Origin of the sequence: Lysobacter sp. M2-1, from assembly GCF_022662495.1 — a bacterium.
Classification (GTDB): Bacteria; Pseudomonadota; Gammaproteobacteria; order Xanthomonadales; family Xanthomonadaceae; genus JAKPBU01.
Genome location: NZ_JAKPBU010000002.1, coordinates 125,028 through 148,922, shown reverse-complemented (window position 1 = coordinate 148,922; position 23,895 = coordinate 125,028). Strand labels below are relative to the sequence as shown.

Genomic DNA, 23,895 nt, shown 5'->3' with positions numbered 1-23,895 from the left:
TTCGACCCGTGTTCATGCCGCCTCGCGGCCGGACTCGGCGACCTCGCCTTCGACCATCCCGACGTTACTCGATGCCGCTTCGTACACCTGCCTGTCGAGCAGGCCGGTTTCCCTGGCCACGAGTACCGGCACCAGCATCTGGCCGGTGACATTGGTCATGGTCCGCATCATGTCCAGCACGCGGTCGATGGCGTAGAGATAGCCGATGGTTTCCAGGGGCAGTCCCGCGGCGCTGAGCACCACCGTGGCCATGATCACCGCCGTGCCGGGCACGCCGGCGGTGCCGAAGCTGCCCAGCACCGAGGCGAGCATGACGATGAAATACTGGTCCGCGCTCAGCGGCATGCCGGTGTACTGCGAGATGAACAGCGCGCACAGGGCCGGATAGATCGCGCCGCAGCCGTCCATCTTGATGCTGGCGCCCAGCGGCACGGCGAAGCTTGCATAGTTCTTCTCGACCCCGAGGTTATGGGTGATCGAGCGCATCGCCGCCGGGATCGAGGCGAAGCTCGACGAGCTCACGAACGCCACCTGCATGCCCGGCGCGGCGCCGCGAAAGAACTTGAGCGGGTTCAGCCCGTGCACCAGCAGCAGCGCGCTGTACACCACCACGATCATGATCGTGCAGGCCACGTACAGCGCGATGACGAACTTGCCCAGCGGTAGCAGTTTGTCGAAGCCGTAGGCGCCGACCAGGGCGGCGATCAGGCCGAACGTGCCGATCGGCGTGACTTCGAGCACGAAGCGCGTCACCTGGATCATGACCTCGCTCATCTCGCTGACCAGTTTGCGTGCGCCGGCCACGCGTTCGCCCAGCTTGACCATGGCGAAGCCGAGCAGCGCGGCGAAGAAGATCACCGGCAGGATCGATCCGCGTCCCGCAGCCAGTACGGTTTCACCCGCGGCATTGGTCCTGGTGCCGATGCCGGCGAGCGCATAGAACGGATTGGACGGCACCACGTCCAGCAGCACCCTGACCGGGCTTGGAACATCGCGCGGCACGTAGGTGGGATCGACCTGCAGCGTGCCGACACCGATGCCCGGCTGCATCACCGTCCCCACCGCCAGGCCTACGCCAACCGCCAGCACCGCGGTCAGCGCGAACCAGGCGAAGGTGCGTCCGCCCAGCGCCGCGATCGACTTCTGCCCATGCAGCGAGGCGATCGCATTGATCACCGCGAAGAACACCAGCGGGATCGCGATCATCTTGATCAGGGTTACGTACAGGTCGCCCAGCGGCCCGAACCAGGTCTCGGCTGCGGGGCCCATGAGCCAGCCCGCGAGCGCGCCCAGGGCGAAGCCGGCCAGGACGCGCTTCCAGAATCGGATACGGAACCACCACTGGAACATCGGACCCGCCTGCGGATACGGAAACGTCGACGATAACGCAGCAGGCGCCCGCCCGCAGGCCGCGATGGGAAAATCAGTGTTCCGTGAGCCGGCACTGCGCGAGCCGATGGCTGGAAGCCCTGGCCAACGCGGTCCTGCGGATCAAGGGGAATCGATCAGCGCCTCGAGTGCGAGGAGGAGGACGCAGGAAGACACGGCAACGCAAGGCGCCGGCCACGAGCCAATGTCACGCTTCCGCAGTGCCCGTCCGCCATAATCGCCCGGTATCCCCACGGAACGCTCCATGCGCCTGCTGTCGATCGCCTGCCTCGCCACCTTGTGCAGTGCCTGCGCCACCTCCCCCGACTTCCATGATTCCACTTCCACCGCGGGCACCGTGCACGTGGAGGTACCCGCGATCACGCATCCTGAAGGCGAATCCGCCGCCTGGTGGTTCCGCGACGGCGCCGCGCAGGCCGCCGGACGCGGCGCGATGCGCGGGCGGGCGAAGAACCTCATCGTGTTCCTCGGCGACGGCATGAGCCTGACCACGGTCGCCGCGGCACGCATCTTCGAGGGCCAGCGCAAGGGTGGGCCGGGCGAGAACAACCGTCTGGCATGGGAAGTCTTTCCTGGGACCGGCCTGAGCAAGACCTACAACACCGATGCGCAGACGCCCGATTCGGCGGGCACCATGAGCGCCATCGCCACCGGCGTAAAAACGCGCGCGGGCGTGCTGAGCATCGGCCAGGGCGCGGTGCGCAAGGACTGCAAGGGCGCGCTGGCCGCACCGATGCTGACATTGTGGGAACTGGCCTCGACCGGCGGCATGGCGACCGGCGTGGTCACCACCGCGCGGGTGACCCATGCCACCCCGGCCGCCACCTTCACCCACTCGGCCGAACGCAACTGGGAGAAGGACGTGGATCTCCCCCCCGAAGCGCGCGCGGACGGCTGCGTCGACATCGCGCGCCAACTCGTGGAAACACCGTATGCGCGCGGATTCGATGTGCTGATGGGCGGCGGACGCAAGAACTTCATGCCGGTGTCGCAGCGCGATCCGGAATACGACGACAAGGTTGGCGAGCGCCTCGACGGGCGCGACCTGATCGCCGAGTGGCGGCAGCGCCACCCAGGTGCCGTGTATGCCTGGAACCGCCAGCAATTCGAAGCCGCAGCGCCCGACAAGCCGCTGCTCGCCCTGTTCGAGCCCGACCACATGCAGTTCGAACACGACCGCGCGCGCGATCGGGCCGGCGAGCCGTCCCTGGCGGAGATGACCCGGGCCGCGATCGCGCGCCTGTCGCGCAACCCCAACGGTTACGTCCTGCTGGTGGAAGGCGGGCGCATCGACCACGCACACCACTACGGCAATGCATACCGCGCGCTGACCGACACAGTGGCGATGAGCGATGCGGTGCGGGCCGCCGACGAGGCGACCTCGACAGAAGACACCCTGATCCTGGTCACTGCCGACCACGCCCACACGCTGACCTTCGCCGGTTATCCCAAACGCGGCAATCCGATCCTGGGCAAGGTGCGCGGGAGCAGCGGCGAGGACGAGGGCGGCGACCTGGTCACCGACGCGATCGGCCTGCCGTACACCACGCTCGGCTACGCCAATGGCCCCGGATATGCTGGCGCCAGCAGTGCGCAGCCTGCCGGGCCGAAACGGTATCTCCACACCGGTACCGGTTTCCAGCCGGCGGACAGCCGGCCGGAACTGCAGCACGTGGATACCGAGGATCCGGACTACATGCAGGAAGCGGCCATCCCGCTGCCCAGCGAAACCCATGGCGGCGACGATGTCGGCATCTGGGCACGCGGTCCGGGCAGCGACGCGGTGCGCGGCAGCGTGGAGCAGAACGCGATCTTCCACATCCTGCTGCAGGCCACGCCGCGGCTGCGCCAGCGTGCATGTGATGCCGGGCTGTGCAATGCCGATGGGGTGCCGGTGGAGTTGCCGGATATCGCGGACTTCGCACCGGAGCGGTGAAATTCCGTGCGGGAGCGCCTCTCTATCTCTGGCGCGACCCGCGGCGCGCGGGATCGTACGCACCATCGCTTGATCGTCGCCAGCCTGGCACGCGGAACGTTGATCGCGGATTGCACGGATCCCGCCTGAGCCGGTGGCGCCTGGGGAGGCGCTCCTGCAAGAGCCTGGTCTCATTGGACGAAAGGACATCGCCTTGCCTGCCTTCCTCGCTTATCGTGCTCACGTCACCTGAGGATTCGTACTCATGAACACCCGACTCAACGGTAAAGTCTGCGTCGTCACCGGCGCCGCCAGCGGTATCGGCAAGCGCATCGCCGAGGTCTATGCGCAGGCCGGTGGCAAAGTGGTGATCGCCGATCTCAAGCTCGATGCCGCCGAGGCCGCCGCGCAGGAGCTGCGTGACGCCGGCCACGAGGCGCTGGCGGTGGCGATGGACGTCAGCAACGAGCAGCAGGTCGTGGACGGCATCGCCAGGGCGGTCGCCACCTATGGCCAGGTGGACGTGCTGGTATCGAACGCCGGCATCCAGATCGTCAACAAGGTCACCGACTTCAGCTTCGCCGACTGGAAGAAGATGCTGGCGATCCATCTCGACGGCGCCTTCCTGACCACGCGCGAATGCATGAAGGACATGCTCGCCCGCGGCGAAGGCGGCGCGATCATCTACATGGGCTCGGTGCACTCGCACCTGGCCTCGAAGCTGAAGGCGCCCTATGTCACCGCCAAGCATGGCCTGCTGGGCCTGTGCCGCACCGTGGCCAAGGAAGGCGGCGAGCATGGGATCCGCGCCAACGTGATCTGCCCCGGCTTCGTGCGCACGCCGCTGGTCGAGAAGCAGATCCCCGAGCAGGCCAGGGAATTCGGCATCAGCGAGGAAGAAGTCGTCAGGAACGTGATGCTGAAGGACACCGTGGACGGCGAGTTCACCACCGTCGACGACGTCGCCAACCTCGCCCTCACGCTTGCTGCCTTCGAGACCAATGCGCTGACCGGACAGAGTCTTGTGGTCAGCCACGGCTGGTACATGCAGTAGGCGGGCGCCGTGCCGGCGACCGACATGGTCGAGGAAGCGATGCCTTCGAGCAGCAAGCGGCAGGCCAGGACCCGACCTGAAGGCAGGACGCAGGCTCCGCGTACATCGCTACCGGAGCTGGTCGCGCAGTATCCGGTCGTCGCACTGGTGCTGCAGGGCGGCGGCGCGCTCGGTGCCTACCAGTGCGGCGTGTACGAGGGCCTGCACGAAGCCGGGTTGCGGCCCAACTGGCTGGCCGGCACCTCGATCGGCGCGATCAACGCCGCGCTCATTGCCGGCAATCCGCCCGATGCGCGTATCGCACGCATGCGCGAATTCTGGGAGACGGTGTGCGAACCGGGCGGCGCCCTGTCGTGGCCAGCCAGCGCCTTACGCAGCGCCTTCGCCGCACTCCCCCAGACCCCGGAACTGGAAGCCGGCGCAGCTTCGCTCAGCGCACTCGCCGCGCTATGGCAGGGCCAGCGCGGCTTCTTCCAGCCGCGCGCGGTGTCGCCATTCATCCTGGCCGACGGCAGCGCGCACGCCACGAGCTTCTACGATCCGGCGCCGCTACGCGCAACCCTGGAGCGCCTGGTCGACTTCGACCGCATCAACGGCGACGGCGCAGTCCGCCTGAGCATCGGCACGGTCGAGATCGCCACCGGCAACGTGCGCTACTTCGACAGCCACAGCAGCCGCATCGGACCCGAGCACGTGATGGCCTCGGGCGCGCTGCCGCCGGCATTTCCGCCGGTCGAGATCGAAGGCCGCGCCTACTGGGATGGCGGGCTGGTGTCGAACACCCCGCTCGAATACCTGTTCGAGCAGTGCGCGCGACAGGACACCTTGGCGCTGCAGGTCGACCTGTGGAGCGCGCGCGGACCGCGTCCGAAGACCATGATGGACGTGCTCGAACGCATCAAGGACATCCAGTACTCGAGTCGTACCCGCCATGCGACGACCCACGCCACCCGCACCCAGCGGCTGCGCACCGCGCTGACCGACCTGATCGGGCGCCTGCCGGACGGCAGGCTGCCGGACGACCTCGTCGAAGCGTTCGCACCGTGGCTGGACGATCGCGTGCTCAACATCGTGCACCTGATCTACCAGGCCAAGCCGCACGAGGAGCCGTTCAAGGATTACGCCTTCGGCCGGATCGCGATGCAGGCGCACTGGCAGGCCGGACAACACGACACCCGCCTCACCCTGGCGCATCCGCAATTCTTCGCCCTGCCCGACCGCGACAAGGGGTTCGCGGTGCACGACGTGCACCGCATGGCACAGGCGCCCAGCTAGAACGGCTTTGCCAGCACCAGGTACACCACCACCACCAGCAACAGCACCGGCACTTCATTGAACCAGCGCAACGCCTTCGATGAAGGCAGCGGCCTGCCTGCCTGCACGCCCTTCAGCCACCGGCCCGCAAGCGTGTAGTGGGCCAGCAGCAGCGCGACGAAGACCAGCTTGACGTGCAGCCAGCCGCCGGCGATATCGAAGTGCAGCCACAGCGCCAGCCCTAGCACGAAGGCCAGCCCGAACATGATGTGACCGAACCGGTACAGGCGCCGCCCCATCAGCAAAAGGCGATCGCGCACGGCTGGCACGTCGCCGGCTTCGACCAGGTTCACCAGGATGCGCGGCAGGTAGAACACCGTCGACATCCATGCGATCACGAACACCAGGTGTGCGGTCTTGGTCCAGAGGTAGGCCTGCATGCGGGCATCCTTCGCGGGAATCGCGCTAGCATGACGCCCCGCACGAGGGACCTGCAATGACCGCACGCACGATGCCGGTGCTGTTCGTCGGCCATGGATCGCCGATGAACACGATCGAACACAACGCCTGGTCGGATGCCTGGCGGCTGGTCGGCGCCGCGCTGCCGCGGCCGCGCGCGATCCTGTGCGTGTCCGCGCACTGGGAAACCGCAGGTCCGCAGGTCACCGGAAGTGCGTCGCCCGCCACCATCCACGACTTTTACGGCTTCCCGCAGGCGCTGTTTGATGTGCGCTATCCGGCGCCGGGCGATCCCGCGCTGGCCCGTCGTGTCGTGGAACTGCTGGGGGCGGAAGCCGGCATCGATCCGGAACGCGGCCTCGACCACGGCGTCTGGAGCGTGCTGGTGCCGATGTTTCCCGAGGCCGATATTCCGGTCGTGCAGCTGGGCATCGACACCCGTCGCGACGGCGCCTGGCATTACGCCGTGGCGCGGCGCCTGGGTGCGCTGCGCGATGAAGGCGTATTGATCCTGTGCAGCGGCAACATCGTGCACAACCTGCGTTTGTACGATCCGCGCGCAGCGGAGGGCGCGGCGTGGGCAGTGCGGTTCCGCAACCAGGTCAACGCGCTCTTGCGCGATGGCAACCACCGGGCCCTGATGGACTGGCCGAGCCTGCCGGACGCGCAACAGGCGATCCCCACACCCGAGCACTACATCCCGCTGCTGTACGCGCTCGCCAACGGTCGCGCCGGCGACAAGGTCACCGTGTTCAACGACGACGTGGCGAGCACGCTGTCGATGACCTCGCTGCTGATCGATGTGGCGTGAGTGCCAATGCACAAGACCTATGACGCACAGTACTTCCAGCGCTGGTACCGCGACGGCGGGATCGGCGGAAGCCAGCGGCTGGCGCGCAAGGTGGCGCTGGCAGTGGCCACGGCCGAATACCACCTCGAACGCCCGATCCGCAGCGTGCTGGATATCGGATGCGGCGAAGGTCCCTGGCGTGCGCCGCTGCTGAAGCTGCGTCCGCGGGCGCGCTACCTGGGCTTCGACGGCAGCGAGTATGCGGTTGCGCGTTACGGGCGCAGCCGCAATCTGCACCTGGCCGCGTTCAGCGAATTCGCGCTGCTGCGCCCGTGCCCGCCGGTCGACCTGCTGGTGTGCAGCGACGTGTTGCACTACCTGCCGACGCGCGAGCTCGATCGCGGGCTGCCGGGGCTGGCCGAACTATGCGCTGGCGTGGCCTTCCTCGAGACCTTCACTGCGAAGGATGCGGCCGAAGGCGATGAACACGAGTTCCACGCGCGCAGCGCGGCGTTCTACCGGATGCGATTCGAGTCGCTCGGCTTTCGCCAGCTCGGCTCGCATTGCTGGCTTTCGCCTGCGCTGGCCAATACCGCGACCGAGCTGGAAACATCCGCGACGGCCGAGCGCAAGCGGCGGACGCGGCGGTGACCGATCCCGTGGCGCAGGGCGGCTGCCAGTGCGGAGCGATCCGCTACGCGCTGCATGCCCGGCCGCTGGCGATCTTCGTGTGTCACTGCACCGAATGCCGCAGGCAGTCGGCCTCGGCGTTCGGGATTTCCGTGCAGGTACCACAAGCGGCGCTGTTGCTGAAGCGAGGGGAGCCGAGGCTGTGGTCACGTCCCACCGCAAGCGGACATACGCTCGACTGCTGGTTTTCTGCCCCCACTGCGGTACCCGTCTGTGGCACCAGCGACGCGGTGCGACGGCGACGCTCAACATCAAGGGCGGTTCGCTGGACGAGGCGGTCGATCTGTCTGAGGCCATCCATATCTGGACGCGAAGCAAGCTTCCGGGCGTGGTGATTCCGGATGGCGCGCGTCAGTTTCCGCAAGAGCCCGGCTGACCCGCTCGCCGCAAATCCTCTGGGAACGGGCCTGGCCGCGATTGCAGTTGATCGTTGCCCCCGGCTAATCGTGAGACGGGACGAATCAAGGGCAGTCGCGGCCAAGGCCGCTCCCACAGGCCGCTCCCACAGGCATCTTCGGCTCAGGTTCCGCCGCGCTTCCGCGTCCGACTGCGCGCGGGCTTCGCAGTCGCCGCGCGCACCGCCGCTTCCAGCGCCAGGCGCGCCCACGGCTGCATCGCTTCGGCGGAATCGAGCGCGGCCTCTGGCACCGACCAGTAGCTCATCGGCACTTCGCGCCCCTTGGTGCGATAGACGAACGGCCGGCATCCGGCCTGCTCGAACACGGCGCGCGTTGCCGGATCGGTCTTCAACAGCAGCTCGCCGTCGATCACGATCGCAACCATCGGCCCGTCGGCGTAGACGCCCCAGCCGCCGAACATCCGCCGTGCGGTCAGGGGGCCAAAGGGCTCGAGCAGCTCGAGCAGATGATCGATTTCAGAGGTGTCCGTGGCCATTGACCCACCATACGCGCGGGCCGGGAGCGTTTACACGTCAGACAAGGCGATCCGGTATGCTGCGGTGCAGCATCAGCCCGGACCTCCCATGTTCCTGTATCAGTACCATGAACTCCTGCGCGCCTGGATGGCACCGGCCACCTTCTGGGCAGAGGCCGGCTCGCGCACGTTTTCGGCACCGGGCAGCTGGTTGTCGTCGGTGCCGGGCGCGCAGCGCCTGGCCGCCGGATACGAGCTGTTCTACCGGCTGGGCAAGGACTACGAGAAGCCGAAGTTTGACATCCACCAGGTCGAATCCGGCGGCCGCGAATACCCGGTGGTCGAGCGTCAAGTACTGGCGAAGCCGTTCTGCCGGCTGTTGCGCTTCAAGCGCTTCAGCGACGAAGCCGACGGTGTCCACGACCTGAAGTCCGACCCGAGCGTGCTGGTGGTGGCACCGCTGTCTGGTCACCACGCGACCCTGCTGCGCGACACCGTGCGCACCCTGCTGCGCGACCACAAGGTCTACATCACCGACTGGGTCGATGCGCGCATGGTGGCCAAGGAGCATGGCGCGTTCACCCTCGACGACTACGTCGCGTACATCGAGGAATTCATCCGCCATATCGGCGCAGACAACCTGCATGTGATCAGCGTGTGCCAGCCCACGGTACCGGTGCTGGCCGCGGTGTCGCTGATGGCCGCGCGCGGCGAGACCACGCCGCGTTCGCTGGTGATGATGGGCGGCCCGATCGACACCCGCGAGTCGCCCACGGCGGTGAACAACCTGGCCACGCAGAAGCCGCTGTGGTGGTTCGAGACCAATGTCATCCACACCGTCTCGGCCAACTATCCCGGACGCGGCCGACGCGTCTATCCGGGATTCCTGCAGCATGCTGGCTTCATGGCGATGAATCCCGAGCGCCATTTCCAGTCGCACTGGGATTTCTACCAGGACCTAGTCAAGGGCGACCTGGACGACGCCGATTCGCACCGCCGCTTCTACGACGAATACAACGCGGTGCTCGACATGCCTGCGGAGTACTACCTCGATACCGTCCGCGTGGTCTTCCAGGAACACCTGTTGCCGCGCGGGCTGTGGACAGTGCGCGGCGAGCGCGTCGACCCGGCGAAGATCACGCGCACCGCGCTGATGACCATCGAAGGCGAGCTGGACGACATTTCCGGTGAAGGCCAGACCCGCGCCGCGCACGCCCTGTGCACCGGCGTCGCCGCGAAGGAGCGCGAGCATCTGACCGTGCCCGGCGCCGGGCACTACGGCATCTTCAGCGGCCGACGCTGGCGCACCCAGGTCTATCCGCAGGTGCAGTCCTTCATCGCCCGGCATTCAGCGCCCGCCGCTCCGGCCAGAGGGTCGAAGCGCAAGGCGACAACGCGCAGAAAGCCTTAGGCCGGCGCTACGGCTCTTCCTCACGACCCTTGATCCAGGTCAGGCGGTTTGCGCCGACTTCACCAGCAGACGCTTGGCCAGCGATCCGTGCAGCCTGCCGATGCCGCGGGCCACATGCAGGGTCACGAACAGCAGCACGAATCCACCGACGAACAGCACCGGCAAGCCCCAGTAGGGCACGTTCGTGTACAGCACGTCGTTCTGGAGATTGATCAGGGTCCATCCGTCCACGCTCATGCCCACGTCGGCGAACCCGGTCCACACCAGCACCGGCGCGGCGATCGAGGCCAGCGACGTCACGATCAGCACCGTCGCCAGGGTGAAGTAGAAGATCCCCAGCGGCAGCATCAGCACGAAGTACAGCATCGTGCTCCACATGCGCGGATCGGTGAACAGCTCCTTGATGCGTTCCATCAGCGGCAGGCTGCGATCGGCATACAGCGGCCTGCGCGGCATGCGCTCGCCGAGCATGACTTCCACCAACCGGCCCTCGACCAGCGACAGGATCCGGACCGATCCGAAGAACAGGATCAGCAGCGGGATGCCGATGATCGTGATCGACAGGCCGAGCGAAAGCGACAGGCCGGTCACCACCCACACGAAATAGAAGATGCCGGTGGCCAGCGCCAGCACCATGTAGAACAGCGACGCGTAGGTGCGCGGATCCGCGACCACGCCGAAGAAGCGCCCGAGTGCGGACTTGCGCCGCGGCGGCGCCGGCGGCCGCAGCGCGGTCTGCACCTTCACCTCGGTATCGCGATAGATGTCGGCGACCTCATCCGGCGCGCCGTAGCTCGACGCGACCGCGGCGATGACCTCGGCCTCGGACTTGCCCGGGTTCTCGGCCAGTTCCGAGCGCAGGTATTCCTCGGCGTCGTAGAGCGCGTCCTGGACCAGGGCGGGGTCCGCGCCGGCCAGCGCCTCGCGCAAGCGATCGAGGTAATCGGGAATGGAGCGCGGAAGCGAAGCGTTCATGCGGAAGTCCCCTGCGGGAGGAGGTCGTTCAGGACCGAATCGACGGAGTCACGGGTGGCACGCCAGGCCGCCGCCCACTCACCCAGGGCGATGCGACCGATCGGCGTGATGCGGTAGTAGCGGCGCGGCGGACCGCTTGTGGAGGGCTCGACGAAGCTGTCCAGCAGCGCGGCGCCCTCCAGGTTACGCAGCACGGGATACAGCGCGCTCTGCTTGCCGGCCAGCACGCCTTCGCCCACCTGCTCCAGACGCTTGGCGATCTGGTAGCCGTACATGGGCTCACGCGCCCCCGCCACCACCGCCAGCAGCACCAGGGACACGGTGCCGGCGCTGAGCTCCTTCTGGAATTTCCTGAGGTGGTTGTCGGACTCGGCCATGGCGCAGGCCCAAAGCTAGGTTGGAGGGAATACTACTACTCAGTTCGATATAGTGAATATGCCACTAGTCACCCTGTCTTGCCGTCCTGCCCACAGGGCCCGCGCTAGGTTCGGAATCCCGCACGGAGCCAAGCCATGCCACGCGGCGACAAATCCGCCTATACCGACAAGCAGAAGCGCCAGGCCGAACACATCGAAGAGGGCTACAAGCGCGAAGGGATCTCCGACGACGAGGCCGAAGCACGCGCCTGGGCCACCGTCAACAAGCAGACCGGCGGCGGCAAGAAGTCGGGTTCGGGCCGCGGACGCTCCAAGGCCGCGACCAAGAAAGCGGCCAGCAAAAGCGCCAAGAAGGCCGCGAAGACGCGTGCGGCGAAAAAGGCCGGTAAGCCATACGGGCGCAAGAAGACCGCGGCGAAGAAAACGGCAAAGAAGAGCACCGCGCGCAAATCCACCAGGAAGGTCGCGAAGAAGAAAGTCGCAAAGAAGGCCACGCGCAAAGCGCCAGCCAGGAAGGCCGCACGCAAGACCACCAGGAAGGCGACGCGCAAGGCCGCGAAGAAATCCACCCGCAAGTCGCCTGCAAAGAAAACCGCGCGCAGGGCGACCAAGAAAGCGACGCGCAAGGCAACGAAGACAACTGCGCGCAAGTCGCCGGCCAGGAAGCGGACCGGTTAGACCCCGCGATTGTGTTCCGCGCCTTGCCCTGGCAGGCAGGAGAGGACGCAGATGACCAACAGGCAGGTAGCAACCGGCAAGAAGACGGCAACCAACAACGGCTGGAAAACCTGCAGCCGTGGGCACAAGTACCGTGGCCCGGGTCCCTGTCCGAAGTGCTGGCCAGGCGGCAAGGTGCGGCGAGCCTAGGGCGCGGGCTGCACTACACTCGGCGCACACAACCCGCGGGATTTCCCATGCGCCCTGCCCTGCTCGCCCTCGCCCTGTGCTTCGCCCTGCCGCTGACCCTCGCCGCGCAGGAGTCGGAGAAGCCAAAAACCCGCAGCGCGAAGGAGATCATCGACGCAGCCCCCGCGTCCGCATGGCGCACGCCGGATCCGGCCAACACGCTGTACATGGAACTGGAAGGCGGGCGCGTGGTGATCGAACTGGCGCCCGGCTTCGCCCCCGAACACGTGGCCAACATCAAGACCATGGCCAAGGGCGGTTTCTGGGACGGGCTGAACATCTACCGCTCGCAGGACAACTTCGTCGTGCAGTTCGGGGATCCGGACGGTGACGACGAAACCAAGCGCAAGGCGTTCCCGGCTGGAACCAAGGAAAAGCTGCCCGCCGAATTCACCCGCAACGCGGACGGTGTCGCCTTCCACCGCCTGCCCGACGTGGATGGCTGGGCGCCGGAAGTGGGGTTTGCCGACGGCTTCCCGGCGGCGCGCGATCCCAAGAGCGGGAAGCTGTGGATGACCCACTGCTACGGGATGCTGGGTGCCGGCCGCGGCAATCCGCCGGACAGCAGCATCGGCGCCGAACTCTACGTCGTCATCGGCCAGGCGCCACGCGCCCTCGACCGGCAACTCACCGCAGTCGGACGCGTGATCAAGGGCATGGACCTGCTCAGCGCCGTGCCGCGCGGCCCCGAGCCGATGGGGTTCTTCGAGGACCCCGGCAAGCGCGTGCCGATCAAGGCGATCCGCCTGGCCAGCGACGTGCCCGAGGCCGAACGCACGTCGATCCAGCTGCTGCGCACCGACAGCGCGGCCTTTCAAGAGGCGACCGAGGCGCGCCGCAATCGCGTCGACGATTTCTATTCCATCCCGGCAGGACACATCGACCTGTGCCTGGTGCCGCTGCCCACTCGCGATCCGGGCGCGAAGGCGGCCGCGAAACCCTGAAGATCGCGGCCTGTGGGAGCGGCCTTGGCCGCGATTGCTCTCGAGTTTCCGGCTTCCGGTGCCTAGGTATTCGCGGCCAAGGCCGCTCCCACCAGGGACGGCGCGTCATGCCCGATCGGCGTCGATTTTCGAAACGTCGCGCGTGTCCGGCATCCACAGGTACACCGCCAGCGAACAGGCGATGCAGGCGGTCACGTACCAGTAGAAGCCGGTTTCGTGACCTGCATCCTTGAACCATAGCGCCACGTATTCCGCGGTGCCACCGAACACGGCCACGGTCAGCGCATAGGGCAAGGCCACGCCCAGGGCACGCACCTCGACCGGAAATAGTTCCGCCTTCACCACCGCGTTGATCGCGGTGTAGCCCGAGACGATGGCCAACGCCCCCAGGATCAGCCAGAAGGCGTGCAGGCCGGTGTGGACCTGCTGCAGGGCGGACAGGATCGGCACCGTGAACAGCGTTCCGAGCACACCGAACCCGATCAGCACCGGGCGCCGGCCGATACGATCGGACAACGCTCCGACGACCGGCTGCAGCAGCATGTACACGAACAGCGTGCCGGCGTTGACCAGCGACGCCGTCGATTTGTCGATGCCGGCGCTGTTGACCATGAATTTGTGCACATAGGTCGTAAACGTATAAAACGCCAACGTGCCGCCCATGGTCAGGCCGATCACGGTCAGCACCGCGCGCGGATGCTTCAGCAGCTCGCGCAGCGTCCCCTGGCGGCGCTGGTGCAACGCTGACGTGTCTGCCTCGCTGGACGCGAACGACTCGGTTTCGCGCATGTTGCGCCGCAGCCACAGCGCGCTGAGCGCGGCCAGCGCGCCGATCACGAATGGGATCCGCCAGCCCCAGGCTTCCAGCTGTTCCGGCGTGAGCAGCCATTGCTGCAGCACGATCAACACGCTCAGCGCCAGCAGGTGGCCCATGACCAGGGTCACGTATTGGAAGCTGGACCAGAAGCCGCGGTGCTCGCGGGTGGCCATCTCGCTCAGGTAGGTGGCCGATGCGCCGTATTCGCCGCCCACACTCAGGCCCTGCAACAGCCGTGCCAGCACCAGCAGCGCCGGCGCGGCGACGCCGATGCTGGCGTAGCCGGGGGTGAACGCGATCATCAGAGAGCCGCCGCACATCATCATGACCGACAGCACCAGCGCGGCCTTGCGCCCGTGCCGGTCCGCGTAGCGGCCGAGCACCCAGCCGCCCAGCGGGCGCATCAGGAATCCCACCGCGAAGATCGCCGCCGTATTCAGCAGCTGCGCGGTGTCGTCGCCCTTGGGGAAGAACGCCTTGGCGAAATACAGCGAGAACGCGGCATAGGCGTACCAGTCGTACCATTCCACCAGGTTGCCGACCGAACCGCTGAAGATCGAACGCAGCCGATGCGGTACTTCGGGCGCGGAATGGTGTGCTCGATCCATGCGCCGGATTCTATCCGGCCCGCGCTCGCAGACACGACGCATCGGCGATCATCTCGCGCATCATCACGCACGCTTAGCCTGCGCCTGCATAGCCTGACGCCGCCCCCGACCCACACGAGATGTGCCATGCCCATGATGCGGATGCGCGTGACCGCCAGCGAAGACAACACCCGCGCGATCATCAACCTGCTGCAAAGCCTGGAGGGAATCGAGCACGTCGAGGAAATCCAGGACCTGATGCCGCACATGGACGACGACGATTCCAGTTCCGCCGGCCTGACCGACGACCAGGGACCGGGTTTCCATGTGCTGGAGATCGAAGCCCCCAACGACGCCACCGCCCGCAAGGTGCGCGAAGCGGCCGAAGCGCTCGCCTTCGACCTGGACGCGATGGTGGAGTTCGAGGAAGAGGACGAGTAGCGCCGACCGCCGCCGTCGCGTCCAGAAGCCCGTCGATGCCTCGCGGGAAAACCGCCTACGGGATCGCCTTGATCGCAGCCAGCACCGCCGGCTGCAGCGTGCGGATCTTCGGATCCTGACTGTTCCCGGCTTGCAGGTAGATGTTATGCAGCAGGCCGGTCAGGTCGTGCCTGCGCGCCAGCCAAGCGACGTTGCGGTAGGCCTGTTTGGCATCGCCGATCCTGGGCACCAGGGCGGCGAACCAGGCAGCCCATTCTGCGTCCGAATGCAGGCCGCGCTGGGCCACGAACAGAACCGGTCGCGCCAGGCGCTCCGGCTCGCCGAATACGTAGGCGTGTCCGGAAGCCGGCACCGCCTGCGCGACCACCGCTGCGAGGATGCGATCGGCCTGGGCACGGTCGAGCGCGGGATTCAGCGCCAGCTGCATCAGCCAGTCGGCACCATGGGCCACGCCGTGGCGCCAGCCCTGCACGTCGTCGTAGCCGCGATAGTCGCGCACGCCCTCGACGTAGGCCGCGGCCTTGTCGACCATCGCGGCGCGCTCGGCCACCGACATCCACGGCTTGATGCGATCGGTGCGCGCCACTTCGGACAGCACCAGCGCGGCGAAGGGGCGCGCGTAGCCTTCGCCTTCCGGACCATCGAGCAGGCCATACAGCCGGTCGCGGAGCGCGCCCATCTGGGCGGCATCGAAGGCGTCGGCACGCATCCACTGGCTCAGCGCTTCGAAGGCGATGCCGTCGCGCAGCTCCGGATCGGGATCGCCGAGGCAGGCGACCAGCGCCTGGGCGAGTTCACGCCTGCGCGCAGGGTCGGCCACCGCGAACCCGTTCTCCTTGAGCGCCTGCAGCGCCGGCTTGTCGTATCCCGGTGGCGGGCAGGCCATCGCTGGCGCCGCCGCAAGGATGAACAGCACAATCAACATCAACCGCATGATGTTCCCCCCGGAGTTGCGACGCGCGGCATTGTCAGACGCTGGCGCCGTCGTAAGGAATCACTTTCAGGCTGGCCAGGTCCACGTCCGGCAGGCAACGCACGTTAACCATGGTCATCGCCTTGCCGTCTCGGCCCTTGCCCTCGCTGAAGGGCGAGATGCCGCAGGTGAGGCAGAAATGGTGGTCGATCAGGTGCCTGTTGAACTTGTAGGTGCCCATGTCCGCCTCGGGCGTCTTCAGGGTCAGGGCCTCGCGCGGGAATGCCGCAAGCAGCGCGCCCTTGCGCCGGCACATGGAGCAGTTGCAGTCGATCACATCGCCAACCTCGCCTTCCAGCGTGAATGCGATGCGTCCGCAGTGACAGCTACCTTCGTGGGTCATGATCCTGCTCCGGTTGCGATCCGGGCCGGAGCATAGCGCAGCGCGGCATGCGCGCTGGCGGCAGGCCGACTATCCTTGCCCCTCCCCCTGCTGCCGGATCCCCGAATGCGCGTCCGCCCGTTCGCTGTCGCACTCATGACCGCCGCCCTGACCCCCGCCACCCTGATGTCGTGCAAGCCCTCCTCCCCGCCCGCCGATGGCGCGCAGCCGCCGGCCGCCGACGCGGGCCCCTCATCCACGCAGACCGACACCGCGTTCGCTGCGCTATCGAAACGCTTCCTCGACGAAGGCCTGGCGCTCAATCCGGTTTCGGCCACCCAGATCGGCGAGCACCGCCACGACAGCGAAATCGATGACCTGAGCGAGGCCGGGCGCAACAAGGCGATCGCGTGGAACAAGGCGATGCTGGCCGAGCTCGGCAAACTCGACATCCAGGCGCTCTCGCGCGAGAACCAGGTCGACGCGCTGATCATGCGCAACAACCTGGAAGGCAGCCTCTGGGATCTGGAAACCATGCAGAGCTGGGCCTGGGATCCGCAGGTCTACAGCGGGCTGGCCGGCGGCGCGATCTACAACCTGATGGCGCGCGAGTTCGCCCCCATGCCGGAGCGCCTGAAATCCGCGACCGCGCGCATGGAGAAGCTGCCGGCACTGCTGGCGCAGGCGCGCGAAAACCTGGACCCCGCGCGCGTGCCGAAAACGCACGCCGAAACCGTGGCCAAACAGAACAAGGGCGTGCTCAGCCTGATCGACACGTTCATCACCCCGAATGCGGGGCAACTCACCGGGGAGGACCGCAAGCGCATGGATGCGGCGATCGAAACCACGCGCAAGGCGGTGGAGGAACACCAGCAGTGGCTGGACGGGACCCTGGTACCGAACGCCAAGGGCGAGTTCCGCATCGGCGCCGAGCGCTACGACCAGAAGCTCAAGTTCTCATTGAATTCGTCTCTCTCGCGCGCGGAAATCAAGCAGCGGGCCGAGGCCGAGCTCAAGCGCGTGCGCGAGGAGATGCACAAGGTTGCGCAGACCGTGTTGAAGGACAAGCCCGGCGCGCCCGAACTGCCCGACGCGCCGACGCCGGACCAGCAGCAGAAGGCGATCGAAGCAGCGCTCGAGCTGGCCTATGCCGACAAGCCCGGCCGCGAGGAAGTGGTCGACTTCGCCAAGCACACCCTCGACGTGGCGACGAAATTCACCCGCGAGAAGGACCTCGTGACGGTCCCGGACGATCCGGTGAAGATCATCCTGATGCCCGAGTTCCAGCGCGGCGTTTCGGTGGCGTACTGCGATTCACCCGGTCCGCTCGACAAGGGCCTGGACACCTACTACGCGATCTCGCCGATTCCCGAGGACTGGACCGACACCCAGGTCGATTCGTTCCTGCGCGAGTACAACAAGCGCCTGATCCACGTGCTCACCATCCACGAGGCGATGCCTGGGCACTACCTGGAGGGCGTACATTCGTCCAAGTTCCCCTCGACCCTGCGTGCGGTGCTGCGTTCGGGCGTGTTCGCCGAAGGCTGGGCGGTCTACACCGAGCGGATGATGGCCGACGCCGGCTACATGGACAACGATCCGCTGTTCCGGCTGATGCAGCTGAAGTTCTACGCACGCGCCGTGGCCAATGCCATCCTCGACCAGGGCCTGCACGTGGACAACTGGACCAAGGAACAGGCCATGGACCTGATGGTCAAGCAGACCTTCCAGCAGGAGCGCGAGGCCGAAGGCAAGTGGGTGCGCGCGCAGCTGTCCTCGGGCCAGCTGGCGACCTACTTCGTCGGCGCGCAGGAGCACTTCGACACGCGCAATGCGTGGGAGGCGAAGCTGGGCGACAAGTTCGACCTGAAGCAGTACCACGACAAGGTGCTCTCCTATGGCGCGCCGCCGGTACGGTTCGTGCGCCAGCTGATGCTTCAAGAGCCCATTCAATGATGCTGAGTAGGAAACGATTCCTCTTCATCTAGGAGATTCGCACATGGCTTCGACCATCATTCCCTGCCTGCGTTACCGCGACGCGCTGCACATGGTCGACTGGCTGTGCGAAGCATTCGGCTTCGAGAAGCAGGCCGTCTACGCCGACGGCGATACGGTGCACCACGCGCAGCTGACCTATGGCGACGGCATGATCATGCTCGGCTCGTCCGGTGGCGACAGCGAATGGGGCAAGCTCATTGCGGACCTGGAGGACACCGGTCGCCGCGAGACCCAGAGCCCCTGCGTGATCGTGGCCGATGTCGATGCCCATTACGCGCGGGCCAAGGCCGCAGGCGCGCAGATCGCGATCGAGATCGCCGACCAGGGATACGGTGGCCGCGGCTACGCCTGCCGCGATCCCGAAGGCCATCTGTGGTGGTTCGGCAGCTACGATCCATGGCAGGACACCGCGCAGGCATGAGCCCTCGCACGACAGAACCGGAAGAATGGGTCGATCGCTCGGTGCCGCCGGTCGCGGGCATCCGGGTCGGCATCGGCGGCTGGACCTTCGCGCCGTGGCGCAACAACTTCTATCCGAAGGGGCTGGTGCAGCGCCGCGAGCTGGAATACGCCAGCCGGCACCTGTCCGCGATCGAGATCAACGGCACCTATTACGGCGCACAGAAGCCGGCGACCTACGGCAAGTGGCGCGACGAAACCCCGCCGGGCTTCGTGTTCTCGGCCAAGGCGCCGACGCGGATCATGCAGTCGCGTGCGCTGGAAAAGACCGGTCCGCAGATCGAGGATTTCGTCGGCGGCATCGTCGAACTGGGTGATCGTCTGGGTCCACTGGTCTGGCAGTTCGACAAGGGTCAGCGCCTGGAACGCGCGGGCTTTGCCGCATTCGTCGAGCTGCTGCCCAAAACCTGGGACGGCAGGCCGCTGCGGCATGTGGTGGACGTGCGCGACCCGGCCTTCGTCGATGCGTGGTTGATCGGCCTTGCCCGCCAGCACGGCATCGCCACGGTGTTCACCGATTCCGAAGAACATCCTTCGTTCGCCGATGTCACCGCCGACTTCGTCTACGCGCGCCTGATGCGGGCGCGGGCCGCAACGCCCACCGGATATCCGCAAGCCGAGCTGGCGCAATGGGCAGCCCGCGCGCACCTGTGGGCATCGGGAAGCGAGCCGGACGACCTGCCGAAGACCGTCGCCGGACCGGCACCTGACGCGGCGCAGCGGGATGTCTTCATCTATTTCATCAGTGCCGCCAAGGAGCGCAATCCGGCTGCGGCGATGGCGCTCACCAGGATGCTGTAGATCGTCGGTCCGCCCTGCGCGAGAGGGGCGCACACACGCCTTCCGGCACTGTCCGCTCACGTCCACTTAGCCAATCCTGCGGCAAGGTCGCGATTTCCAGCCACGAGGAGCAAGCCATGGCCACCCGTCGCCGCTTCCTGTCCGATTCCGCCTGGTCCGCCGCTGCGCTGACGCTTGCGCCGCTGGTTGCCTGCAGCCAGGAACCGCCACCCGCCGTCCCTGCGCCGCCGCCGGCCGAGCCAAAAGCAGCGGCTGCGCCAGCGACCGCCGGTGCGCTGATCATGCGCACGATCCCGTCCAGCGGCGAGCAGATCCCGGCGATCGGCGTAGGAACGTCCGGTAGCTACGAAGTCCCGATGGATTCGCCGGAATTCGCGGCGCTGAAGGACGTGCTCAAGGTGTTCTTCGCCGGCGGCGGCCGCGCGATCGATACCTCGCCCAACTACTCCAACGCCGAGGATGTGGTCGGCGCCTTGCTCAAGGAAGGTGGCTGGCGCCAGCAGTGCTTCCTGGCCACGAAACTGGCGGCCGACGACCGCGATGCGCTGGAACGGCAGTGGGCCGATTCCATGCGCCGGCTGCAGACCGACACGGTGGAACTGCTGCAGGTGCACAACCTGCGCAACATCGGACAGGCGTTGCCGTACGCGCGCGAACTCAAGCAAGCCGGCAAGACCAAGTACATCGGCCTGACCCACTACGTCGAAAGCGGCCATGCCGACCTGGCGCGCCTGATGCGCGCGGAGAAGCCCGATTGGGTGCAGATCAACTATTCGGTCGCCGCGCCGCAGGCGGCGAAGACCATCTTTCCGATCGCACAGGAGCTGGGCATCGCGGTGATGGTCAACCGCGCCTTCGACGACGGCAAACTGTTCTCGGTCGCCGGCGACAGGCCGCTGCCGGATTGGGCCGCGGAAATGCAGGTCACTTCGTGGGCGCAGATGTTCCTGCGTTTCGTGCTGAGCCATCCGGCAGTGACGGTGGTGATTCCGGCGACGGGCAAACCCGAACGCCAGGCCGACAATCTGAAGGGCGGGGCCGGTCCGCTGCTCAGCCAGGCGCAGCAGGATGAGCTGGTGAAGATGTTCGCGTGAGACCGGGAACACTGCGTGTGAACCCTGAGTGGCCATCCCCGCGCAGAGCTTGCCTCCCGCGAAAGCGGGTGCGGAAATCCCATGCTGATGTATCGGAAATCAACACCAACCCGTTTAAGGGCGTAGAGCGGTTTCGCCTGCCGGCGAGTTCCTTTTCTTTGCTGGTGCAAAGAAAAGTAACCAAAAGAAAGCACCTTCCTCGACAGATCGCTCAAGGCGTGTGGGTGGCGAAGGAATTTTCGGACTCGGCCTCCTGCCTCGGTCCGAAAACGGCGGCCATCCATGGCCCATCGTTGGCGGCTACTGCGGGACTGCGAAAGTCAAGGCGCGGAATCTGGATCATCAGATTGCGCTCCGTCTCACCGGCTCGATTCTCAGCCTTTGACGTTCTCGATACTGCGTATGCGACCCGCATCCAGACACCCGGAGGGCGGCCGGCATGGATGCCGGCCGTTTTCGGATCGAGCCATGGATGGCGAGTCCGAAAATGGCGATGGGTTCCGGCCGGCTTGAATGAAGTGGATCCACCTGGGTGCTTTCTTTGGTTACTTTCTTTGCACCAGCAAAGAAAGTAACTCGCCGCAAGGCGAAAGCTCTACACCCCCCGTTCCGAAGGACGAACAATCTTGCGCAAGAGCGCTACCACCGTGACGACCAACCGCGACAGCCAGACCGCCACCGTTACCGGCGGCCATCTTCCAGGGGAAGTTCCATGCGCCGCTGGCTGACGCGCCTGTTCAATCTGCACGACGAGGAAGTCGCACCGGTCGCAGCCGGATTCCTGCTGTTCTTCCTGCTATTCGCCGGCTATTTCATGCTGCGACCAGTGCGCGAGACGATGGGCATCACCGGCGGGGTTGACAACCTGCAGTGGCTTTTCACCGGCACGTTCGTGGCCACGCTCGCGGCGATGCCATTGTTCGGCTGGGTGGCGGCGCGGGTCCAGCGCCGGCGCATCCTGTACTGGGTGTTCGGATTCTTCGCCGCGAACCTGCTGCTGTTCGCGTTCGGCTTCCTGGCGCGGCCGGACGAGGTGTGGCTGGCGCGTACGTTCTACGTCTGGCTGTCGGTGTTCAACATGATCGCCATCTCGGTGGCGTGGAGCGTGCTGGTCGACCTGTTCGCGGTGGCGCAGGCCAAGCGGCTGTTTGCGCTGATGGCTGCGGGCGCCAGTGCCGGCGGCCTGGTCGGCCCGCTGCTGGGCGTGGCCCTGGTGCGGCCGATCGGACATGCGGGGCTGCTCTTCCTGTCCGCCGCCCTGCTGCTGGCGGCGGCGTTCTCGGCCCGCATCGTGCAGCGCTGGCGCGACGCGCGGCCGCTGCACCCCGACCAGATCGCGATGCGTCGCCGCGCCCTGGGCGGCAGCCCGCTTGCCGGCGCCGCCGACGTGCTGCGTTCGCCGTTCATGCTCGGCATCGCCCTGTTCGTGGTGCTGCTGGCCAGCGTCACCACCTTCCTGTATTTCGAGCAGGCGCGGCTGGTCGAAGCCGCATTTCCGGACAAGACCCGCCAGACCCAGGTCTTCGGCACGATCGATGCGATCGTGCAGGCGATCGCGATCCTGACGCAGCTGTTCCTGACCGGGCGCATCGCGCAGCGGCTGGGAATCGGCGTGCTGCTGGTTGCGGTGCCGCTGGCGGCCGCGGCCGGCTTCCTGTGGCTGGCGCTGGCGCCCACGTTCGCGGTGTTCGTGGTGGTGATGGTCATCCGCCGCGCGGGCGAATACGCCTTCGTGCGGCCCGGTCGGGAAATGCTGTGGACCGCGGTCTCCGACAGCGCCAAGTACAAGGCCAAGAACTTCGTCGACACGGTGGTGTATCGCGGCGCGGACGCCGTCAGCAGCTGGGTGAAGGCGGGCGTGGACATGCTGGCCTCGCAGCCGGCGATCGCCATGTTGATCGGCGCCGGCATCGCGCTGGTCTGGGCCGCGAACGGCAGGGCGCTGGCGAGGGCGCATCGAACGATCGCGGAGAAACCGGCCTCGCCCGTGTAGGAGTTTGCGACCCCACGGCGCGGGCATCGCCGATAATCCGCGCATGCCCACGCCCGAAGCCCGCCGCGCCCAGCTGCAGATCCACCTGTGCGTCCTGCTGTGGGGATTCACCGCGATCCTGGGCAAGCTGATCACCCTGCCCGCCCTGCCGCTGGTGTGGTGGCGCATGCTGCTGGTGGTGGTTGCGGTCGCCCTGCTGCCGCGGTTCTGGCGCGGCCTGCGCGCCATGCCGCTGCGCATCGGCCTGGCCTATGCGGGCATCGGCATGCTCGTCGCGCTGCATTGGCTCACGTTCTATGGCGCGATCAAACTCGCCAACGCTTCGGTCGCTGCCACCTGCATGGCGCTCGCGACGGTGTTCACGGCGCTGATCGAACCGCTGGTGGTGCGCACCCGGCTGTCGTGGCGCGAACTCGCGCTCGGGATCGGCGTGCTGCCGGGCGTCGCGCTGGTGGTGGGCGGCGTACCCACGGGCTTGCGCGGCGGCATCGCAGTCGGCGTGATGTCGGCGGCTCTGGTTGCGATCTTCGGATCGCTCAACAAGCGTTTCGTGGGGCGCGCCGATCCGCTGACGGTGACCGGCATCGAACTGGGCGCCGGCACCGTGCTCCTGACCCTGCTGGCGCCCGCGATGGCCACGCTGTTTCCCGTGTTCGACGGCCCATTGCTGGAGGTGCCGGGCGCGCGCGACATGGCGTGGCTGCTGGTGCTCGCGCTGGCCTGCACCCTGTTCCCGTTTTCGCTGGCCCTGGTGGCGCTGCGGCACATGAGCGCCTTCGGCGCGCAGATGGCACTGAACCTGGAACCGGTCTACGCAATCGTCCTGGCGATGCTGCTGCTGGGTGAGCAGCGCGACCTGTCGCCACAGTTCTATCTGGGGGTGGCGATCATCCTGCTGGCGGTGTTCGCGCAGCCGCTGCTGGGGCGGCCGCGCAGCCAGGCGCACCTGGAGAACCTGGCGACGGCCGAGGCCAGGCGCGTGGAATAACGCGCTGTGGGCGCGTCAGGCCGTCCGCTCAGCGCCGGCGCCCCGGACCCACCGGATCCCCGTCCGCATCGAATGCCGGCGGATAGTAGAAGTTGAGCGTCTTCAGCACAGTGCGCCCGGTATTGCGCACCTCGTGCCGCTCGCCGCGTTCGATCACCAGCAGGCGTCCCGGCTTCAGCGGCACGCGCACGCCCTCCACCACCGCCACGCCGCTGCCCGACACCACGTACAGCCATTGATCCGCGCCCCGGTGGCGGTTGTTGGCGTCGCCCTCGCTGGCACCGGGTTCGAGCACCATTTCCGCGGCCTGGGCCTTGCGGACATCGAAGGCCACGCGGAAACCGCGGCCGAAGCGCAGTTGCTTGCTTTGCATCGCTCACCTCCG

Annotated in this window: 24 protein-coding genes; 15 read left to right on the top strand and 9 right to left on the bottom strand. The window is 66.9% G+C overall.

All coding sequences use genetic code 11. From position 1 onward, the window contains the following. Positions 1-12: 12 nt before the first annotated feature. Entirely contained in the window at positions 13-1,350 is a 1,338-nt protein-coding gene (locus tag MC375_RS09645; protein ID WP_242103142.1) for a dicarboxylate/amino acid:cation symporter, read from the bottom strand. Between the two features lie 283 nt (positions 1,351-1,633). Between MC375_RS09645 and MC375_RS09640 the strand changes: the two genes are divergently transcribed. The 3 genes from MC375_RS09640 (at position 1,634) to MC375_RS09630 (ending at position 5,633) form a co-directional block, all read left to right on the top strand. Next, positions 1,634-3,325, top strand: coding sequence for an alkaline phosphatase (locus tag MC375_RS09640; RefSeq protein WP_242103141.1), 1,692 nt, complete (start codon positions 1,634-1,636; stop codon positions 3,323-3,325). Positions 3,326-3,569: 244 nt separating this feature from the next. After that, entirely contained in the window at positions 3,570-4,358 is a 789-nt protein-coding gene (locus tag MC375_RS09635; protein ID WP_242103140.1) for a 3-hydroxybutyrate dehydrogenase, read from the top strand. 9 nt (positions 4,359-4,367) lie between these two features. Beyond that, the gene (locus MC375_RS09630; RefSeq protein ID WP_242103139.1) at positions 4,368-5,633 is read left to right on the top strand and encodes a patatin-like phospholipase family protein; all 1,266 of its coding nucleotides are present in this window, start codon (positions 4,368-4,370) and stop codon (positions 5,631-5,633) included. Here MC375_RS09630 and MC375_RS09625 read toward each other — a convergent pair. Next, positions 5,630-6,052, bottom strand: coding sequence for a CopD family protein (locus MC375_RS09625; protein WP_242103138.1), 423 nt, complete (start codon positions 6,050-6,052; stop codon positions 5,630-5,632). The two genes, MC375_RS09630 and MC375_RS09625, sit on opposite strands and share 4 nt — an antisense overlap. Positions 6,053-6,108: 56 nt before the next feature. Here MC375_RS09625 and ygiD point away from each other — a divergent pair, with 56 nt between their 5' ends. Continuing rightward, entirely contained in the window at positions 6,109-6,882 is a 774-nt protein-coding gene (ygiD, locus tag MC375_RS09620) for a 4,5-DOPA dioxygenase extradiol (RefSeq protein ID WP_242103137.1), read from the top strand. 6 nt (positions 6,883-6,888) lie between these two features. Beyond that, positions 6,889-7,512 carry a class I SAM-dependent methyltransferase gene (locus MC375_RS09615; RefSeq protein ID WP_242103136.1) on the top strand — a complete coding sequence of 208 codons (624 nt, stop codon included), beginning with the start codon at positions 6,889-6,891 and terminating at the stop codon, positions 7,510-7,512. A gap of 558 nt (positions 7,513-8,070) precedes the next feature. Here MC375_RS09615 and MC375_RS09610 read toward each other — a convergent pair. Beyond that, positions 8,071-8,445, bottom strand: a complete 375-nt coding sequence (locus MC375_RS09610; RefSeq protein WP_242103135.1) for a TfoX/Sxy family protein — start codon at positions 8,443-8,445, stop codon at positions 8,071-8,073. Positions 8,446-8,533: 88 nt separating this feature from the next. On the opposite strand from MC375_RS09610, the gene phaZ reads away from it, so the two are divergent. Then, positions 8,534-9,835 (top strand): polyhydroxyalkanoate depolymerase, encoded by a 1,302-nt coding sequence (gene phaZ, locus MC375_RS09605; protein WP_242103134.1) that lies wholly within the window; start codon positions 8,534-8,536, stop codon positions 9,833-9,835. Positions 9,836-9,874: 39 nt separating this feature from the next. On the opposite strand, the gene MC375_RS09600 is transcribed toward phaZ, so the two are convergent. After that, the gene (locus MC375_RS09600) at positions 9,875-10,810 is read right to left on the bottom strand and encodes a sensor domain-containing protein (RefSeq protein WP_242103133.1); all 936 of its coding nucleotides are present in this window, start codon (positions 10,808-10,810) and stop codon (positions 9,875-9,877) included. Beyond that, a complete protein-coding gene (locus MC375_RS09595) occupies positions 10,807-11,187 on the bottom strand; it encodes a PadR family transcriptional regulator (RefSeq protein ID WP_242103132.1) in 381 nt (126 codons plus the stop codon). The genes MC375_RS09600 and MC375_RS09595 overlap by 4 nt, the downstream gene beginning before the upstream one ends. Positions 11,188-11,322: 135 nt before the next feature. Between MC375_RS09595 and MC375_RS09590 the strand changes: the two genes are divergently transcribed. Both MC375_RS09590 and MC375_RS09585 read left to right on the top strand, forming a co-directional pair. Continuing rightward, complete coding sequence (locus MC375_RS09590) at positions 11,323-11,865, top strand: HupB (RefSeq protein ID WP_242103130.1); 543 nt, start codon at positions 11,323-11,325, stop codon at positions 11,863-11,865. A 236-nt stretch (positions 11,866-12,101) separates the two neighbouring features. Further along, positions 12,102-13,037, top strand: coding sequence for a peptidylprolyl isomerase (locus tag MC375_RS09585; protein WP_242103129.1), 936 nt, complete (start codon positions 12,102-12,104; stop codon positions 13,035-13,037). A gap of 105 nt (positions 13,038-13,142) precedes the next feature. Here MC375_RS09585 and MC375_RS09580 read toward each other — a convergent pair whose 3' ends face one another. Beyond that, positions 13,143-14,462 carry an MFS transporter gene (locus MC375_RS09580; RefSeq protein WP_242103128.1) on the bottom strand — a complete coding sequence of 440 codons (1,320 nt, stop codon included), beginning with the start codon at positions 14,460-14,462 and terminating at the stop codon, positions 13,143-13,145. Positions 14,463-14,588: 126 nt separating this feature from the next. Here MC375_RS09580 and MC375_RS09575 point away from each other — a divergent pair, with 126 nt between their 5' ends. Further along, positions 14,589-14,882: a hypothetical protein gene (locus tag MC375_RS09575; RefSeq protein ID WP_242103127.1), complete on the top strand. Its 294-nt coding sequence runs from the start codon at positions 14,589-14,591 to the stop codon at positions 14,880-14,882. Between the two features lie 55 nt (positions 14,883-14,937). Here the strand turns inward: MC375_RS09575 and MC375_RS09570 are convergent, their stop codons facing one another. Both MC375_RS09570 and MC375_RS09565 read right to left on the bottom strand, forming a co-directional pair. Then, on the bottom strand, positions 14,938-15,807 hold the full coding sequence (locus MC375_RS09570; RefSeq protein ID WP_242103126.1) for a DUF2785 domain-containing protein: 870 nt from the start codon (positions 15,805-15,807) through the stop codon (positions 14,938-14,940). A 43-nt stretch (positions 15,808-15,850) separates the two neighbouring features. After that, on the bottom strand, positions 15,851-16,198 hold the full coding sequence (locus MC375_RS09565; RefSeq protein ID WP_242103125.1) for a GFA family protein: 348 nt from the start codon (positions 16,196-16,198) through the stop codon (positions 15,851-15,853). A gap of 105 nt (positions 16,199-16,303) precedes the next feature. Here MC375_RS09565 and MC375_RS09560 point away from each other — a divergent pair, with 105 nt between their 5' ends. The 6 genes from MC375_RS09560 to MC375_RS09535 all read left to right on the top strand — a co-directional run bounded on the left by MC375_RS09560 (position 16,304) and on the right by MC375_RS09535 (position 23,510). Further along, positions 16,304-18,133, top strand: a complete 1,830-nt coding sequence (locus MC375_RS09560; RefSeq protein ID WP_242103124.1) for a DUF885 domain-containing protein — start codon at positions 16,304-16,306, stop codon at positions 18,131-18,133. A 43-nt stretch (positions 18,134-18,176) separates the two neighbouring features. Then, the gene (locus MC375_RS09555; RefSeq protein WP_242103123.1) at positions 18,177-18,596 is read left to right on the top strand and encodes a VOC family protein; all 420 of its coding nucleotides are present in this window, start codon (positions 18,177-18,179) and stop codon (positions 18,594-18,596) included. Next, complete coding sequence (locus MC375_RS09550; RefSeq protein ID WP_242103122.1) at positions 18,593-19,435, top strand: DUF72 domain-containing protein; 843 nt, start codon at positions 18,593-18,595, stop codon at positions 19,433-19,435. Before MC375_RS09555 ends, MC375_RS09550 begins: the two co-directional genes overlap by 4 nt. A gap of 116 nt (positions 19,436-19,551) precedes the next feature. Continuing rightward, the gene (locus MC375_RS09545; RefSeq protein WP_242103121.1) at positions 19,552-20,529 is read left to right on the top strand and encodes an aldo/keto reductase; all 978 of its coding nucleotides are present in this window, start codon (positions 19,552-19,554) and stop codon (positions 20,527-20,529) included. Between the two features lie 712 nt (positions 20,530-21,241). After that, entirely contained in the window at positions 21,242-22,522 is a 1,281-nt protein-coding gene (locus MC375_RS09540) for an MFS transporter (protein WP_242103120.1), read from the top strand. A 43-nt stretch (positions 22,523-22,565) separates the two neighbouring features. After that, positions 22,566-23,510, top strand: a complete 945-nt coding sequence (locus tag MC375_RS09535) for a DMT family transporter (protein ID WP_242103119.1) — start codon at positions 22,566-22,568, stop codon at positions 23,508-23,510. 28 nt (positions 23,511-23,538) lie between these two features. On the opposite strand, the gene MC375_RS09530 is transcribed toward MC375_RS09535, so the two are convergent. Further along, complete coding sequence (locus MC375_RS09530) at positions 23,539-23,883, bottom strand: cupin domain-containing protein (RefSeq protein WP_242103118.1); 345 nt, start codon at positions 23,881-23,883, stop codon at positions 23,539-23,541. Between the last annotated feature and the right edge of the window lie 12 nt (positions 23,884-23,895).

Excerpts from the sequence above, each read along its gene's own strand:
- MC375_RS09625 (WP_242103138.1), bottom strand. The coding sequence starts at position 6,052 with ATGCAGGCCTACCTCTGGACCAAGACCGCACACCTGGTGTTCGTGATC.
- MC375_RS09555 (WP_242103123.1), top strand. The coding sequence starts at position 18,177 with ATGGCTTCGACCATCATTCCCTGCCTGCGTTACCGCGACGCGCTGCAC.
- MC375_RS09595 (WP_242103132.1), bottom strand. The coding sequence starts at position 11,187 with ATGGCCGAGTCCGACAACCACCTCAGGAAATTCCAGAAGGAGCTCAGC.
- MC375_RS09580 (WP_242103128.1), bottom strand. The coding sequence starts at position 14,462 with ATGGATCGAGCACACCATTCCGCGCCCGAAGTACCGCATCGGCTGCGT.
- ygiD (WP_242103137.1), top strand. The coding sequence starts at position 6,109 with ATGACCGCACGCACGATGCCGGTGCTGTTCGTCGGCCATGGATCGCCG.
- MC375_RS09610 (WP_242103135.1), bottom strand. The coding sequence starts at position 8,445 with ATGGCCACGGACACCTCTGAAATCGATCATCTGCTCGAGCTGCTCGAG.
- MC375_RS09530 (WP_242103118.1), bottom strand. The coding sequence starts at position 23,883 with ATGCAAAGCAAGCAACTGCGCTTCGGCCGCGGTTTCCGCGTGGCCTTC.
- MC375_RS09540 (WP_242103120.1), top strand. The coding sequence starts at position 21,242 with ATGCGCCGCTGGCTGACGCGCCTGTTCAATCTGCACGACGAGGAAGTC.
- phaZ (WP_242103134.1), top strand. The coding sequence starts at position 8,534 with ATGTTCCTGTATCAGTACCATGAACTCCTGCGCGCCTGGATGGCACCG.
- MC375_RS09645 (WP_242103142.1), bottom strand. The coding sequence starts at position 1,350 with ATGTTCCAGTGGTGGTTCCGTATCCGATTCTGGAAGCGCGTCCTGGCC.
- MC375_RS09565 (WP_242103125.1), bottom strand. The coding sequence starts at position 16,198 with ATGACCCACGAAGGTAGCTGTCACTGCGGACGCATCGCATTCACGCTG.
- MC375_RS09615 (WP_242103136.1), top strand. The coding sequence starts at position 6,889 with ATGCACAAGACCTATGACGCACAGTACTTCCAGCGCTGGTACCGCGAC.
- MC375_RS09575 (WP_242103127.1), top strand. The coding sequence starts at position 14,589 with ATGCCCATGATGCGGATGCGCGTGACCGCCAGCGAAGACAACACCCGC.
- MC375_RS09550 (WP_242103122.1), top strand. The coding sequence starts at position 18,593 with ATGAGCCCTCGCACGACAGAACCGGAAGAATGGGTCGATCGCTCGGTG.
- MC375_RS09585 (WP_242103129.1), top strand. The coding sequence starts at position 12,102 with ATGCGCCCTGCCCTGCTCGCCCTCGCCCTGTGCTTCGCCCTGCCGCTG.
- MC375_RS09535 (WP_242103119.1), top strand. The coding sequence starts at position 22,566 with ATGCCCACGCCCGAAGCCCGCCGCGCCCAGCTGCAGATCCACCTGTGC.
- MC375_RS09635 (WP_242103140.1), top strand. The coding sequence starts at position 3,570 with ATGAACACCCGACTCAACGGTAAAGTCTGCGTCGTCACCGGCGCCGCC.
- MC375_RS09570 (WP_242103126.1), bottom strand. The coding sequence starts at position 15,807 with ATGTTGATTGTGCTGTTCATCCTTGCGGCGGCGCCAGCGATGGCCTGC.
- MC375_RS09590 (WP_242103130.1), top strand. The coding sequence starts at position 11,323 with ATGCCACGCGGCGACAAATCCGCCTATACCGACAAGCAGAAGCGCCAG.
- MC375_RS09545 (WP_242103121.1), top strand. The coding sequence starts at position 19,552 with ATGGCCACCCGTCGCCGCTTCCTGTCCGATTCCGCCTGGTCCGCCGCT.
- MC375_RS09600 (WP_242103133.1), bottom strand. The coding sequence starts at position 10,810 with ATGAACGCTTCGCTTCCGCGCTCCATTCCCGATTACCTCGATCGCTTG.
- MC375_RS09640 (WP_242103141.1), top strand. The coding sequence starts at position 1,634 with ATGCGCCTGCTGTCGATCGCCTGCCTCGCCACCTTGTGCAGTGCCTGC.
- MC375_RS09560 (WP_242103124.1), top strand. The coding sequence starts at position 16,304 with ATGCGCGTCCGCCCGTTCGCTGTCGCACTCATGACCGCCGCCCTGACC.